Origin of the sequence: Pseudomonas sp. W17 (assembly GCF_040268305.1) — a bacterium.
In the GTDB taxonomy this organism is placed as follows: domain Bacteria; phylum Pseudomonadota; class Gammaproteobacteria; order Pseudomonadales; family Pseudomonadaceae; genus Aquipseudomonas; species Aquipseudomonas protegens.
The window spans coordinates 1539222-1552872 of sequence record NZ_CP158490.1 but is presented as its reverse complement, the minus strand read 5'-3'; the positions used below and the strand labels follow the sequence as shown (position 1 = coordinate 1552872).

At 65.3% G+C, this 13651-nt stretch carries 14 protein-coding genes; 3 read left to right on the top strand and 11 right to left on the bottom strand.

Annotation, left to right across the window (positions count from 1 at the left end):
• Positions 1-33: 33 nt before the first annotated feature.
• The 10 genes from ABCR88_RS07055 to ABCR88_RS07010 all read right to left on the bottom strand — a co-directional run bounded on the left by ABCR88_RS07055 (position 34) and on the right by ABCR88_RS07010 (position 10805).
• The gene (locus ABCR88_RS07055; RefSeq protein ID WP_015634449.1) at positions 34-1191 is read right to left on the bottom strand and encodes a phosphatidylserine/phosphatidylglycerophosphate/cardiolipin synthase family protein; all 1158 of its coding nucleotides are present in this window, start codon (positions 1189-1191) and stop codon (positions 34-36) included.
• A gap of 1 nt (position 1192) precedes the next feature.
• The gene (locus ABCR88_RS07050) at positions 1193-1774 is read right to left on the bottom strand and encodes a YceI family protein (RefSeq protein WP_011059691.1); all 582 of its coding nucleotides are present in this window, start codon (positions 1772-1774) and stop codon (positions 1193-1195) included.
• Between the two features lie 81 nt (positions 1775-1855).
• Positions 1856-3163, bottom strand: a complete 1308-nt coding sequence (locus ABCR88_RS07045) for an OprD family outer membrane porin (RefSeq protein WP_041116356.1) — start codon at positions 3161-3163, stop codon at positions 1856-1858.
• 183 nt (positions 3164-3346) lie between these two features.
• Complete coding sequence (locus tag ABCR88_RS07040; RefSeq protein ID WP_015634445.1) at positions 3347-4114, bottom strand: IclR family transcriptional regulator; 768 nt, start codon at positions 4112-4114, stop codon at positions 3347-3349.
• 79 nt (positions 4115-4193) lie between these two features.
• Entirely contained in the window at positions 4194-5657 is a 1464-nt protein-coding gene (locus tag ABCR88_RS07035; protein ID WP_350404277.1) for an amidase, read from the bottom strand.
• Entirely contained in the window at positions 5654-6964 is a 1311-nt protein-coding gene (locus ABCR88_RS07030; protein ID WP_350404275.1) for an MFS transporter, read from the bottom strand. Before ABCR88_RS07030 ends, ABCR88_RS07035 begins: the two co-directional genes overlap by 4 nt.
• Positions 6965-7065: 101 nt before the next feature.
• A complete protein-coding gene (locus ABCR88_RS07025) occupies positions 7066-8241 on the bottom strand; it encodes a M20 aminoacylase family protein (RefSeq protein WP_011059686.1) in 1176 nt (391 codons plus the stop codon).
• A 171-nt stretch (positions 8242-8412) separates the two neighbouring features.
• A complete protein-coding gene (locus ABCR88_RS07020) occupies positions 8413-8748 on the bottom strand; it encodes a hypothetical protein (RefSeq protein WP_041116352.1) in 336 nt (111 codons plus the stop codon).
• The gene (locus ABCR88_RS07015) at positions 8745-9842 is read right to left on the bottom strand and encodes a serine hydrolase (RefSeq protein WP_350404274.1); all 1098 of its coding nucleotides are present in this window, start codon (positions 9840-9842) and stop codon (positions 8745-8747) included. The genes ABCR88_RS07020 and ABCR88_RS07015 overlap by 4 nt, the downstream gene beginning before the upstream one ends.
• Positions 9843-9926: 84 nt before the next feature.
• The gene (locus tag ABCR88_RS07010) at positions 9927-10805 is read right to left on the bottom strand and encodes an acyl-CoA dehydrogenase (RefSeq protein ID WP_011059683.1); all 879 of its coding nucleotides are present in this window, start codon (positions 10803-10805) and stop codon (positions 9927-9929) included.
• A gap of 140 nt (positions 10806-10945) precedes the next feature.
• Here ABCR88_RS07010 and olsB point away from each other — a divergent pair, with 140 nt between their 5' ends.
• On the top strand, positions 10946-11701 hold the full coding sequence (gene olsB / locus ABCR88_RS07005) for an L-ornithine N(alpha)-acyltransferase (RefSeq protein WP_015634439.1): 756 nt from the start codon (positions 10946-10948) through the stop codon (positions 11699-11701).
• Positions 11701-12495 carry a lysophospholipid acyltransferase family protein gene (locus tag ABCR88_RS07000; RefSeq protein ID WP_011059681.1) on the top strand — a complete coding sequence of 265 codons (795 nt, stop codon included), beginning with the start codon at positions 11701-11703 and terminating at the stop codon, positions 12493-12495. The genes olsB and ABCR88_RS07000 overlap by 1 nt, the downstream gene beginning before the upstream one ends.
• 105 nt (positions 12496-12600) lie before the next feature.
• Here ABCR88_RS07000 and ABCR88_RS06995 read toward each other — a convergent pair whose 3' ends face one another.
• A complete protein-coding gene (locus tag ABCR88_RS06995) occupies positions 12601-13182 on the bottom strand; it encodes an ACP phosphodiesterase (RefSeq protein ID WP_283987002.1) in 582 nt (193 codons plus the stop codon).
• A 153-nt stretch (positions 13183-13335) separates the two neighbouring features.
• On the opposite strand from ABCR88_RS06995, the gene ABCR88_RS06990 reads away from it, so the two are divergent.
• Positions 13336-13638, top strand: coding sequence for a metalloregulator ArsR/SmtB family transcription factor (locus ABCR88_RS06990; protein ID WP_011059679.1), 303 nt, complete (start codon positions 13336-13338; stop codon positions 13636-13638).
• The last annotated feature ends 13 nt before the right edge of the window (positions 13639-13651 follow it).

The window sequence follows — 13651 nt, the reverse complement described above, 5'->3', positions numbered from 1 at the left end:
CCACAATCGCTGCAATATCTGTAGCCGCGTGAGTCAGCCGCGCCGATCCAGCAGGTTGACCACCAGACGGTCGACCCAACCCCAGATCCGCTGCTTGATCCGCCGCCACAGCGGTCGCTTGCGCCACACCGCCAGGCTGACTTCCTCGCTCTGGGCAAAGTCGGCGTCAAAACTCGCCACCACTGCCTGGGTCAACGCAGGGTCCAGGGCTTCCAGATTGGCTTCCAGGTTGAAGCGCAGGTTCCAGTGGTCGAAGTTGCACGAGCCCACGCTCACCCAGTCGTCCACCAGTGCCATCTTCAGGTGCAGGAAACGCGGCTGGTACTCGAAAATCCGCACCCCGGCCTTGAGCAGGCGCGGGTAGTAGCGGTGCCCGGCATAGCGCACCGCGGGGTGGTCGGTGCGCGGCCCGGTCAGCAGCAGGCGTACGTCGAGGCCTCGGGCCGCCGCCTTGCGCAACGAACGGCGCACCGACCAGGTGGGCAGAAAATACGGGGTCGCCAGCCAGATGCGCCGCTGCCCGCTGCTCAGGGCCCGGATCAGCGAATGCAGGATGTCGCGGTGCTGGCGGGCGTCGGCGTAGGCCACCCGGCCCATGCCCTCGCCGGTATCGGGCAGGCGCGGCAGGCGTGGCAGGCCGAAATCGGCACCGGGCTTCCAGGCCCCGCGATACAGGTTGGCGCTCCATTGCCGGTCGAACAGCTGCTGCCAGTCGCTGACCATGGGGCCGGCAATCTCCACCATCACCTCATGCCAGTCGCAGCTGTTGTCCTCGGGTTTCCAGAACTCATCGGTGACCCCAGTGCCGCCCACCACCGCCAGGGCCTGGTCCACCAGCAGCAGCTTGCGATGATCGCGGTACAGGTTGAGAAAGCCCTGGCGCCATTTCAGCCGGTTGTAGAAGCGCAGCTCGACACCGGCCTCGGTCAGGCTGCGGCGCAGGGCCTGGGTAAAGGCCAGGCTGCCGTAGTCGTCGAACAGGCAGCGCACCCGCACCCCGCGCTGCGCTGCCTGCACCAGGGCCTGGACCATGGCCTCGGCGCAGGTCCCGGCTTCCACCAGGTACAGCTCCAGTTCCACCTGGTGCTGGGCGCGGGCAATGGCCACCAGCATCCGCGGGAAGAACTGCGGGCCGTCGATCAGCAACTCGAAGCGGTTGCCTTCGCGCCAGGGGAACACCGCTGCGCGCATGTCAACGCGCCGTGAAGATCAGCACCGCACCCACCGGCACCGAGAAACTGATGGCCGACAACCCGGCCATCTTGCGCAGGCTGTCGAGGCCGGGGGCCAGGTTGAAGTCCTCGGCGTTGAGCACCAGAGGTTCCAGGGTCACCACCTGGAAGCGCCGGTCATCCAGGCGGGTGGCCAGCAATTCGGCGTTGTAGGTGTGTTCCTCGCCGTGCAGGGCGACGGTGACCGGCAGCAGCAATTCGATCTGTGCGCCGGGGGCCAGGTCGTTGATCGGTCGCAGGTTGATCTGTGCACTGATCCGCGCCTCGGGAAACTGGGCGATCTGGAACAGTTCCTGGCGCATGCGCTCATCGCGCAAGGGAATCCCGCTGCTCACCGACTCCAGTTCGATCTGCAACTGCGCCTGGCCCTTGCCATCGACCTTGCCATGCAGCACCAGAAAGCGCTGGACCTCGGAAACACTGGCGTTCTTGGTGGTGACGAAGGACACGCGGGAAGATTCGTTGTCCAGATACCAGTTGGCCTGGGCCGGCAGGGCCAGTACCCCGAGCAGGCTGAAAAGAAGGCGGATCGGCGTACGCATGCAAGCTCCCATGAACAGAAGGCGCCACCTTAACCGCCCGCCAGAAGGCTGGCAAACGTCATGGCAGGCGGCGCAGTAGAGCTAGAAGCGGTAGGTATAGTTCAGGTAGAAGCGTTCGGCGCTATGGCTAATGATGCCTGCCGGTCCTCTGGAGAGGCTCTGGCGCTGGATGCCGTCGGGCTCGCCGTGGGTACGAAAGCGCCCGTGCAGCCAGGCGACATCGAGCCCATCGAACCAGCCGTCGAAGGCATAGCGCAGCACGCTCTGAAATTCCCGGCGGGAAAAACCTGCGTAGCCTTTGGCGTGATTGGAGGCAGCGTAGTGCATATCCAACTTCAGCCGCGGCAAGCCGAAGTCGGCGAAATCCATGCCTCCCAGCAGCTTGAACATCTCCTCGTCCTGCAGGCCGAAGTAGTAGAACAGCTTGCCGCTGCTGTTCCAGGTGCCGTTGTCCTGGGCGAAGAAGGTGCGGTCATAGTCGTCACCCCAGACCTTGTTCCAGGTCAGCCCGGCGTAGTAGCGGCTGAACCGGTACTTGAACAGAAGATCCAGATGCCGAGCATCGTGAGAGCGCTCCGCCTCATACAGCCCGCGCACGCCGGAATACTCGAAGCGCTTGCCGGCATCCTGTTGGCGCCCCCAGATGGCATACACATCGATGCCGCGCTCGGGAGCCAGTTCGAAACTGTGGGTCAGTTTCACCGAGGACGCGCGCAGGTAGTCCCGGGCCACGCCGTGTTCAAGCTGCAGGTTGCTGCCACCAGGCAACACATGACCCAGGGCATAGAGCCTCAGGTCATCGATCCGCTGCCCTCGATAGTTGCGCAGGTCCTGGCTCCAGCCCGAGTCGTTGCGCGGGCTGAAACCGTCGATGCGGCTGAAGTTCAGGCTCAGCGCGCCACGCTCGTAGCTCAGGTCCTGGCCCAGGGTGGCCGCCGGCAGGATGCGCGAATAGCGATCGTCGCGGTAAAGCTGGTATTGCCGGCTTTTTTTCCCCACTCCGGCGCTGACGGTTCCGGCTTCATCCACCCAGCGCCCACGCAGGTACAGCTCGAGGGGCTTGGCGATGCCATGGGGCTGCTGCACGCTGCGGTCGGCTCGCAGGTTGCTGATGTTGTTGGCGTCTCGCCCTACGTGCAAGGCATCGGCTAGGCCATAGCTGTAGTCGAGACCCAGCACCTCGCGATACCAGCCGGAACTGAAGCTGAACTGGGTGGCCTGTACCCATTCATCCCGGGTCGGACCGAACCCTCCCCCGTCGTTTTCCTTCCAGTAGGACTGGCTGTAACGCAAGGACCTGAGGCTGTCCTCGAAAAAGCCCTCGGCCAAGGCCCCACCAGCCACCAGACAACACAACAGCCCGCTCAGATAACGTTGCTCAGCCCGCATGAGATCACCTGTTCTTATTATTGGAATTGGCGTCATGGCCGCCGAAGGCGGACCAGGCTTCATTCTCGGAGCAGCGGGGCAAAGGGCAATGGGCACTGGTTCCGCAGAATGGAACCCGGTGTCTGAGGAGAGCGTTGTCCGCACAGCACGATCAGGGCAGCCGGAATGCCCGAGCGAGAGGTTTCAGGCGATGTCTTTCTGCACCTGCTCGACGGTTTCCGCCAGTAGCCACAGGTGGCGGTTGCGCACCTGTTCGACACAGGCCAGGTCCCGCGGCCAGTGCAGGGCGATACTGCCGATCACCCGGCCTTCGGCCTGCAGCGGCAAGGCCACGGCGCGGATCAGGAACGGCAGGCGCACCGGGTATTCCCAGTGCCCTTCGGTGCGCTGGCCGAACCCCAGGTGCTGGGATTCCAGGCACTGTTGCCGGGCTTCGGCCGGCACCTGCTCCTGCTCGGCCAGACGCTCGACTTCTGCACTGGCCAGGGCCCCCAGGCAGGCCTTGCCCATGGCCGAATGAAACAGGCTGGCATGCTGGCCGACAATCCGGCTGTTGCTCGGGTAGCGCTTGCGCAATACCTCGGGCACCGCACTTTCCAGGACCTCCAGGCTCTCGCCGTCGAAGCTCGACAGGTCGGTGACCAACCCGGTACGTGCACTCAATTCCAGCAACCAGGGCGCCGCCTGCTCCACCATCTGGCGCTTGAAGCGCTGCCGGCTGTCACCGAACAGGCTCCGGGCGCTCAGGCGGTAGCGCCGGTCACTCAGGCCTCGATAGATCCAGCCCTGTTCCTGCAGGGTCAGCAGCATGCGCGATACCGTGGCCTTGGCCAGGCCCGTCAGGTAGTGCAGCTCCTCCAGGCCCAGGGCCTGGTGCTGGCCGATCAGCTCGACAATGGCCAGGGCCCGCTCCACTGAGCGCACGCTGCCGGTTTCTACCTTGCTGGCCATGTCCGAGCTCCCTGACTGAGGAAAAGGTTTTACCCAGCAAGATGCGGGCCCGCGGACCTGGGCGACCACACCCGTTTGATTACCGCAGGTTGCCCGGCGGCCGCTGCCGCACCCACTGCGTGAGCTGCTCATGGGCGTAAGCCAATTGCAGCACGGCGCGGTCGGCCTGGGCCGGACCGATGATCTGCAGCCCCATGGGCAAACCGGCCAGGTTGAAACCCACCGGAATGCTGATACTGGGCAAGCCGGCCAGGGTCGGGCCGATCACCACTTCCATCCAGCGGTGGTAAGTGTCCATTTCCTGCCCATCGATCTGCCGCGGCCAGGCTTGCCGTGCATCGAAAGGGAACACTTGGGCGGTGGGCAGCAGCAGGAAATCGTAACGCTCGAACAGGCGCTGCAACGCGCGATACCAGTCGCTGCGGCTCTGGGAAGCGCGATACACATCCGCCGCGCTCAGCTTCGCCGCGCCCTCCACTTCCCAGCACGCTTCCGGCTTGAGCCAGCGGCGCTTGTCCGGGTCGTCGTACAGCGCCCCCAGGGAGCCCTGGACCAGCCAGTGGCGGTGTACCAGCCAGCAATCCCAGAGCTGGGCCAGGGAAAAGTCCGGCTGGCAGCTTTCCACCTCGCAGCCCAGGCTGGCGAAATCCCCGAGGGCCTTTTCGCACAGGCCCAGTACGCCCTGCTCCATGGCCAGGTAGCCGTTGTAGTCCCCCAGCCAGCCCAGGCGCAGGCCCTTCACATTTCGTTGCAGCGCCGCCTCCGGTTGCGCCGATGGGTCCTTCAGCGACAGAGGCGCCCGGGCGTCAAACCCGGCCTGGGTGCCCAACAGCCGCGCCACGTCGGCCACCGTGCGCCCCATGGGACCTTCGGTGGCCAACTGCTGCACGAACAGTTCCGGGGTCGGGCCGAACGGCACCCGGCCCTGGGAGGGGCGCATGCCGAACACGTTGTTGAAGGCTGCGGGGTTGCGCAACGAGCCCATCATGTCGCTGCCGTCGGCCACCGGCAGCATGCGCAGGGCCAGAGCCACCGCGGCCCCGCCGCTGCTGCCACCGGCACACAGGGTGCTGTCGTAGGCGTTGCCCGTGGTGCCGAACAACTGGTTGTAGGTATGGGAGCCCAGGCCGAACTCGGGCACGTTGCTCTTGCCGACGATGATCGCGCCACTGGCCCGGACCCGCGCCACGCTGATGGCATCCTCCTGGGGCACATGCTCGGCAAACAGCGGCGAACCCATGCTGGTGGTCATCCCGGCGGTGGCCGCCAGGTCCTTGATCGCCTGGGGCATGCCGTGCATCCAGCCCATGGACTGGCCCTGGGCCAACTGCCAGTCTCGCTCGTCGGCCTGCTCCAGCAGGGCCTCGGGGTCCCCCAGCGAGACCAGGGCATTGACCAGTGGATTGCAGCGCTCGATCTGCGCCAGGTAGGCCTGCATTACTTCGCGGCAGGACAGCTCGCGGGCATGGATGGCCCGGGACAGCGCCAGGGCGTCCAGGTCGACAATCGACGCATTAATCGATGGTTCTGCGGGGTTGATCAAGACTCACCTCCCAGGCTCACGGCATCGGGTTTTTCGTCTCTGACCGCGTCATACATGCAGTAGGTACCCAGCAGGCTGAGGACCGAGGTCAGCAGGACATAGAAGGCTGGTGCCACCGGCGTGGCCATGACCTTGCTCAGCCAGGTCACGATCAACGGCGCAAAGCCACCGAACAGCATGACCGTGACGTTATACGCCACCGACACTCCGGTGGAACGCACCTCGATGGGAAACTGCTCGGCCAGGGCCGTGGGGCCGGGGCCGAAGAAACCGCCGATGGCCCCGCACAGCAGCATCTGCATCGCCAGCAGGCGCTCGATGGACGGCGCCGCAGCGACCCACACATACAAGGGATAGACCATGACAAAAAACGCCAGGGTGAACGCCATCAGCACTGGACGTCGCCCAATGCGATCCGACAAGGCCCCGGCAAAGGGAATCACCAGGGTCATCAGGGCCACGGCGAACATCTGCACCAACAGCACCTGATCCAGGGGCAGGCCGAGGTTGGTGTGGGCAAAGGTCGGCATGTTCACCAGCACCACATAAAAGGACACGGTGCCCCCGCAGCACATGCACATGGACACCAGGATCGCTCGGCGATAGGCCGATACCACCTGCCACAACCCGGGCCCTTTGCCACGCACCTGCTTGCGTGCCTCGACAAAGGCTTGCGGCTCTTCCATGTACTTGCGGATCCACAGCCCCACCGGACCGATCAACAGGCCGATCACGAATGGCAGGCGCCAGCCCCAGAGTTCCAGGGTCTGGGGCGAGAAGAAATGGGTCACCGCCGCCACCATCGCCGCCCCGCTGAATACCGCCAGGCACTGCCCTACCAACTGCCAGGAGCCGAAAAGGCCCTTGCGGTGGGGCGGCGCACTCTCCACCAGGTAGGCCGTGGCGCTGGCATACTCGCCACCGGTGGCAAAGCCCTGGAGCATGCGTGCCACCACGATCAGCAGCGGCGCTCCGATACCGATGGCCGCATAGTTGGGGGCGAACACGATCATCGCGATGGCCAGGGTCATCAGTTGGATGATCACCAGCATCGCCGCCTTGCGGCCCCTGCGATCGGAATAGATCCCCAGCAGCACACCGCCCACCGGGCGCATGAAGAAACCCACGCCGAAGGTGGCCAGGGCCATCAGCAGCGAGGTGTATTCGTCTTCCGCGGGAAAGAACTGGCGAGCGATGAAGCTGGCGAGAAAGCCGTAGACGATGAAGTCGTACCATTCCAGGGCGTTGCCGACCACGGCGGCAACCACCTGCCGGGTCCTGGAAACAGAGGGAGTCGAGACGCTCATGGGATGTTCCTTGGAGACTTTTGAGCCTTCTGGCGGGCTCGCTAAAGTGCCGGGCGCCTACAACACGCCCGGGGCAGTCAGGGACACAGGAACAGGAAGGGTCAGGACGGTTTGAGCCAGCTTTCCGCCAGGGCGCCCCAATAGGCCGCGCCGGTAAGGAGGATGTCGTCGTTGAAGTCGTAACCCGGGTTATGCACCATCGGCTGGGCCACGCCGTTGCCGATGAACAGGTAACTGCCCGGGCAGCGCTGCAGCATCCAGCCGAAGTCTTCGCTGCCCATCAGCTTCGGCGTATTGCCGTTGACCGCCTCGGCCCCCACCAGCTCGACACCGATCTTGCGGGCGAACTCGGTTTCCTCCGGGCTGTTGACCAGCACCGGATAGGCCGGGCGATGCTCGATGCTGACCGAGCAACCGAAACTCTCGGCCTGGGTGCGGATAATGGCCTTGACGCGCTCCAGCATCTGCTCGCGCACCGGTGCGTTGAGGGCCCGCAGGCTCAGGCGCAGCAGGGCCTGCTGGGGAATGACGTTGGCCGCCTCGCCCGCTTGCAGGGCACCGACGGTGACCACCGCGGCTTCCTGGGCATCGATGTTGCGCGCTACCACTGTCTGCAAGGCCATGACCATGCTCGCCGCTGCCACCAGCGGGTCTACCGTCAGGTGCGGCATGGAGCCATGGCCGCCGACGCCTTCGACTATCACGTTGAGCAGGTCCTGGGAGGCCATCATCGGCCCTTCGCGAAAGCCCAGGTGCCCGGCCGGCAGCCCCGGCATGTTGTGCAGCCCAAACAGGGCATCACAGGGGAAACGCTCCAGCAGGCCGTCGGCAAGCATGGCCTCGGCGCCACCCTGGCCCTCCTCCGCCGGCTGGAAGATCAGGTTCAGGGTGCCGTCGAACTGCCGGGTCGCCGCCAGGTAACGGGCCGCCCCGAGAAGTAGGGTGGTGTGGCCGTCATGCCCGCAGGCGTGCATGCAACCGCTGTAGCGGCTGCTGTAGGGCACCCCGGTGTTCTCGATGATCGGCAGGGCGTCCATGTCGGCCCGCAGGCCCAGGGTGCGGGGGCTGCTGCCGTTGCGCAGCACCCCTACGACGCCCGTGCGGCCCACGCCGGTGTGCACTTCATAACCCCACTCTTCAAGGCTGCGGGCCACCAGCGCCGCGGTGCGGTTTTCCTCGAAACCCAGCTCGGGGTGGGCGTGAATGTCCTGGCGGATGGCCCGCAGGTCGCTGGCGACATCGTTGAGCCAGGCAAGAATGTGCTGGTGTCGGGTCATGGCGTATCTCCTCTGGGTCGGGTGGGTTCCCGTTCTTTTTTTCGGAGCGCTGCACGAGGGCCAGGGCGTGCTCGAAGCTCTGCGTCAGATAACCGCGAGCCGGGGCACAGGACAATCAAATGTGGTTCCACTGGATGGAACACAAAGCTGCCGCCATCGTTTCGACCCCGGTCAGGGGTCCAGGCGGCAACCTTCACGGGCACTGCGCCAGACCGCGCTATGGGTGCGCCCCAGCGCGCTGGCAGTGACACGACGGGGCTGCGGCTCATCGAGAAAAGCGCTGGTGGGCAGGTACTGGCGCACGTAGGCGCGACAGTAGTCGGCAGGTTGTTGCATGACGTAACGGCAGGAGCAGTACTCCTTGGCGGTGTAGGCGCCGAGGATGTCCGGGAAGGCCTGCAACGCCACCCGCTGCTGCCAGCCCCAGCCCAGCAGCAGGAGCAGGAGCAGCCCGAGCGCCAGCAGGCTGAGTAGCGGACGCCGACGGATCAAGGGCCAGGGCTTCATGGCTGCTCCGGCGTGGCGAAGGCGGCCAGCACCCGCTTGAGCAGTTCATTGTGCTGGTAGCTGCCGTCACGGTCGTCGCCATAGCGCACGATCACCAGGCGCTGCGCCGGCAGCACATACAGCGCCTGGCCCCAGTGTCCCAGCGCGGCGTAGGTATCGGCGGGGGCATCCGGCCAGGGCCGTGGCGCCCCGTCCACCTCGCGGTTGAGCCACCAGTGCCCGCCCGCCACGGCCACGTCCTGGTTGGCCCGATAGCCACGAAAGGGCGTGCGGCAGAATTCGACCCAGGCCTTGGGCAGCAATTGCCGGTCGCGCCAACGGCCATCGCGCTGCATCAGCAGGCCAATGCGAGCCAGATCGCGGGCCGTCAGGTAGAGGTACGAGGAAGCGACAAAAGTGCCAGCAGCATCCCGCTCCCACACTGCCTGGGTGATGCCCAGGGGTTCGAACAGGGCACGCCAGGGATAGTCCGCATACTGCCCCTCCCCCACCATGCCCCGCAGGCTGGCCGCCAGCAGGTTGCTGTCGCCGCTGGAATAGCGAAACACCTGGCCCGGCGGGCCGGAGGCAGCCTGTTGCGCGGTGAAGGCGGCCATGTCCCGGTGCCCGCGGGTGTAGAGCATGGCCACCACCGAAGAGTTGAGAGGGGCGTATTCATAGTCTTCCTGCCAATCCAGGCCCGAGGCCCAGTGCATCAAGTCCGCCAGGGTGATGTCGGGATGGGCCTTGAGCGGCGGGTAGAACTTCGCCGCCGGGTCCTGCAACTGGAAGCGCCCCTCGCCAAAGGCCACCCCCAGCAGCACCGCCAGCAGGCTCTTGCTGGCAGACCAGGCGAGATGGGGCGTCTGTGGCCCGGTTGCCCCGGCGTAGCGCTCGTAGAGCCGTCGACCGTCGCGGATAACCAGCAAGGCGTCGGTGCGAACGCCCTGGCGAGACTCATCGTCCCGGGGCACAAAGGCGTAATCCTCCAGGGCCTGCAACGCCGGGCCGCTGGCTGGCGTGCCCTGGCTCCATTGCAGCGCCGGCCACTCCTCGGCCCGGGCCGGCAGGCTGAGTAATAGAAGCAGGGCCAGCAGCAACCAAGCTTTGGGCATGAAGGACACTCGAGAGCCGTCTGGGGCCGAGCCTATTGCGGGCACATGACCGTTTCGCGACAACCTTCGCCGGCAAGCCGGCTCCTACAGGGAGGCCAGGGCCTTGGCCAGGCGCTGTGCGCGAGCGCTGGCGGCGAGGTCCAGCAGGGCCTGGTCGCGGGTCCATTGCTCGCGCCAGAGCTGTGGCCCCTGGGCGAAGGCAATGCCGATCTCGGGTTTCAGCGCCTCGAACTGCACGAACAGGCCCGCCAGCAGAATGTGCCCGCTGCTCAGCGCCGGGTTCTGCCGGCTGGCTTCGGCACAGCCGGCCAGCAAGCCCAGCAGTTGCAACTGCAAGGGCTGCGGCCAGCCGCTGTCCTGCCCCACGCCATACAGCCAGGCCAGCATGGCGCTCAGGACATAGATGTCTTCCAGGGTGCGGAACGGCTTGACGTAGGCATCCCAGCCGTCGCCGGCCAGCAACTCGCAGGCGGCGTTGTCCAGCTCCAGGCAGCCGTGGCTGATCTCCGGCATCAGGGCAATGGCGGGCAGGGTCTGGACCTTGACCCCGGGCTCGCCGGGATAGACCACCGTCAGGCGCAGGGCTGCGCGCTCCCCCGGGGCTTCGCAGCGAGCCGCCACCAGCAGCCAGTCGGCGGCATCGCCGGCGGTGACGAAATCCTTGCGCCCGTGCAGGCGCAGATCCTCCAGGCGGGTCTGCATGTCCGCCGGGCGCAGGCTGCGGCGTTCGGTCGCGCATAAAGCCCCCAGACTGGACGGCGCGCTGGGCCACAACATGCGCAATGCCGCCTGGTAGCCCACCAGGAAGGCCAGCCCCGGGGTGGCCATCAAGCGCCCGCCGCGCACCGCCAGTTCGAAGGGCGTGACGTTGCCCAGGTGCGCCAGCAAAGCCCCGTAGCCCTCGGCCAGGTCGGGGTTGGCGGGCAATCGTTCACGGCTCTCGAGCAGGGCTTGCCAGGGCATTCGAAGGTCCTCAGGGGCTGTCATATAAGCATCACCAAAGCTTCATGGCGATGACACCGGGGCTACATAGCCTGACTTTGCACAACAAAGTCGATTGGCTGCAACCCAAGGCGGGTCAGTAGCCCGCACGGAGATTCACGATGACTCAGATCGCCCGCATCAGCGACACCGGCACTGAACGCCGCCTGCAAGCCGAACGCCTGATCGGCGCGAAGGCTCTGCAAGAAGCCCAGGCCCTGCGTTTCAACGTCTTCAGTGGCGAGTTCAACGCCAAGCTCAAGGGCGCGGAACTGGGTCTGGACATGGATGACTATGACGTTCATTGCAGCCACATCGGTGTGCGCGACCTGAACACCGGGCGCCTGGTGGCCACCACCCGCCTGCTGGACCACCAGGCCGCCAGCAGCCTGGGGCGTTTCTACAGCGAAGAAGAATTCAGCCTGCACGGCCTGGTGCAGCTCAAGGGGCCGATTCTGGAGATCGGCCGCACCTGCGTCGACCCGGCCTACCGCAACGGCGGCACCATCGCCGTGCTCTGGGGCGAACTGGCGGAAGTGCTCAATCAGGGTGGCTACAGCTACCTGATGGGTTGCGCCAGCATTCCCATGCAGGACGGCGGCGTGCAGGCCCAGGCGATCATGCAGCGCCTGCGCGAGCGCTACCTGTGCACCGAGCACCTGCGGGCCGAGCCGAAGAACCCGCTGCCGAGCCTGGACATTCCGTCCAATGTGATCGCCGAGATGCCGCCCCTGCTCAAGGCCTACATGCGCCTGGGCGCGAAGATCTGCGGCGAGCCGTGCTGGGACGAGGATTTCCAGGTCGCCGATGTGTTCATCCTGCTCAAGCGCGACGAGCTGTGCCCGCGCTACGCCCGGCACTTCAAGGCGGCGGTCTGATGCGCCGGCTGCGGGTCTACGGGCGCATCGCCCGAGTACTGCTGGTGGTGGCGCTGGGCCTGAGCATGGCCAGTATCTTCGGCTTGCTGGAGCGCTTGGGGGTCGCCAACTCCATGGTCCGGCGCCAGCGCTGGTCGCGCTTCTTCATGGCACGCTTGAGCAATGCCCTGCCCTTTCAGGTCTCGGTGCATGGCGAGCTGCCCCGCCAACCGATGCTCTGGATCAGCAACCATGTGTCCTGGACCGATATCCCGCTGCTGGGCATGCTGACGCCGCTGTCCTTCCTGTCCAAGGCCGAAGTGCGCACCTGGCCGGTGGCCGGTTGGCTGGCCGCCAAGGCCGGCAGCCTGTTCATCCGCCGCGGCGCCGGTGACAGCCAGTTGATCCGCAAGCAGATGACCCGGCATCTGCAGGAGCAACACCCACTGCTGCTGTTCCCCGAAGGCACCACCACCGATGGCCGTGGCCTGCGCACCTTCCACGGGCGCTTGCTGGCCAGCGCCATAGATGCCGACGTCTGCCTGCAACCGGTGGCGATCCGTTACCTGCGCGACGGCCAGATCGATACCCTGGCGCCCTTCATCGGCGACGACGATCTGCTCTCGCACCTGATGCGCCTGTTCGCCAATGACCGGGGCCAGGTGGAGATCCACCTGCTCAAGCCGATTGCCTGCCAGGGCCAGGAACGTGCGGCGCTGGCCTTCCAGGCCCAGCAAGCAGTGCAGAAGGCGCTGTTCGGTGATGTCATGCTGCCCGCCGAACCACGCCGCAACGGCGAACTGGTCGCAGCCTGAAACTCTCTGTAGGAGCCGGCTTGCCGGCGAAAAGGACCTTGAAACCTGCGTCGGTCATGAGAGCACCTTCGCTGGCAAGCCAGCTCCTACAACAGCCATCGTGAGTCAGGGCAATTGGATGTGCTGCGCGGCGAATGCCTGCAATTGCGGGTAGAAAGCGCGGAAGTCTTCGCTCAACGGTTCATACAGCCGTTCCAGCTCGACCATCGCCGCGGTCAGCTCCTCTGGCCGTGACAGGCGCCGGGCAATCCCCCGCAACACCTGCTCCAGCACCGCGAACTCGCGATAGGAACCCAGCCAGTCATCCGCCGCCATGTAAGGCGCAATCTGCGCCAGCCGCGCCGGCAACTGCGGCTCGGCCGCCAGCACCCGGTACACCTCGGCGGTGAACAGCGGCAGGGGCCGGTCGGCGTAATGCTGCCAGTCCCGGGCCAGGCAATGGTCGAAGAACACGTCGATGACGATGCCGGCGTAACGCCTTCGCGTCAGGGAGAAACGCGACAGCGCCGCACTCACCAGCGGGTGACTGTCGGTGTAGGTATCGATGCGCCGATGCAGCTGGATCGCCGCCTCGACCTCGGGCGAAAACTGCCCTTGCAGGCGTCCCTTGACGAAATCGCCATACAGGCTGCCGAGTAATTGACCCGGGCGCTGGCCGCCAAGGTGCAGATGTGCGAGATAATTCATGGACGCAGCTTAGCACTGCGACCAACATATCGTTATAACCCGATATACCGATAAGTAATGATTTAAGACCAAAATCATATTGGTATATCGCGAAATAACGATTTAAATTTCGCTTCATCGCGATACAACGTTTCACAAAAAACGAGCACCGCCATGTCCCTCGACCTCGACGAAATAATAAAAGCCCTGGCACATCCGGTTCGCAGGGAAATCCTGCACTGGCTGAAAGACCCGACTGTCGAATTTCCCGATCAGGCTCACAGCAATGAGCACGGCGTCTGCGCCGGGCAGATCGACCAACGCTGCGGCCTGTCGCAGTCGACCGTGTCCGCCCACCTCGCCACCTTGCAACGCGCAGGCCTGATCAGCAGCCGAAAAGTCGGCCAATGGCATTTTTTCAAACGCAACGAGGAAACCATCCAGCAGTTCCTCACGCAAATGAGCCAACAGCTCTGACCTGACAAGGACC

What these genes read in the sequence shown, in the direction of transcription:
- ABCR88_RS07055 (WP_015634449.1), bottom strand. Translation starts at nt 1,191, where the DNA reads ATGCGCGCAGCGGTGTTCCCCTGGCGCGAAGGCAACCGCTTCGAGTTG.
- ABCR88_RS07050 (WP_011059691.1), bottom strand. Translation starts at nt 1,774, where the DNA reads ATGCGTACGCCGATCCGCCTTCTTTTCAGCCTGCTCGGGGTACTGGCC.
- ABCR88_RS07045 (WP_041116356.1), bottom strand. Translation starts at nt 3,163, where the DNA reads ATGCGGGCTGAGCAACGTTATCTGAGCGGGCTGTTGTGTTGTCTGGTG.
- ABCR88_RS07040 (WP_015634445.1), bottom strand. Translation starts at nt 4,114, where the DNA reads ATGGCCAGCAAGGTAGAAACCGGCAGCGTGCGCTCAGTGGAGCGGGCC.
- ABCR88_RS07030 (WP_350404275.1), bottom strand. Translation starts at nt 6,964, where the DNA reads ATGAGCGTCTCGACTCCCTCTGTTTCCAGGACCCGGCAGGTGGTTGCC.
- ABCR88_RS07025 (WP_011059686.1), bottom strand. Translation starts at nt 8,241, where the DNA reads ATGACCCGACACCAGCACATTCTTGCCTGGCTCAACGATGTCGCCAGC.
- ABCR88_RS07020 (WP_041116352.1), bottom strand. Translation starts at nt 8,748, where the DNA reads ATGAAGCCCTGGCCCTTGATCCGTCGGCGTCCGCTACTCAGCCTGCTG.
- ABCR88_RS07015 (WP_350404274.1), bottom strand. Translation starts at nt 9,842, where the DNA reads ATGCCCAAAGCTTGGTTGCTGCTGGCCCTGCTTCTATTACTCAGCCTG.
- ABCR88_RS07010 (WP_011059683.1), bottom strand. Translation starts at nt 10,805, where the DNA reads ATGCCCTGGCAAGCCCTGCTCGAGAGCCGTGAACGATTGCCCGCCAAC.
- olsB (WP_015634439.1), top strand. Translation starts at nt 10,946, where the DNA reads ATGACTCAGATCGCCCGCATCAGCGACACCGGCACTGAACGCCGCCTG.
- ABCR88_RS07000 (WP_011059681.1), top strand. Translation starts at nt 11,701, where the DNA reads ATGCGCCGGCTGCGGGTCTACGGGCGCATCGCCCGAGTACTGCTGGTG.
- ABCR88_RS06995 (WP_283987002.1), bottom strand. Translation starts at nt 13,182, where the DNA reads ATGAATTATCTCGCACATCTGCACCTTGGCGGCCAGCGCCCGGGTCAA.
- ABCR88_RS06990 (WP_011059679.1), top strand. Translation starts at nt 13,336, where the DNA reads ATGTCCCTCGACCTCGACGAAATAATAAAAGCCCTGGCACATCCGGTT.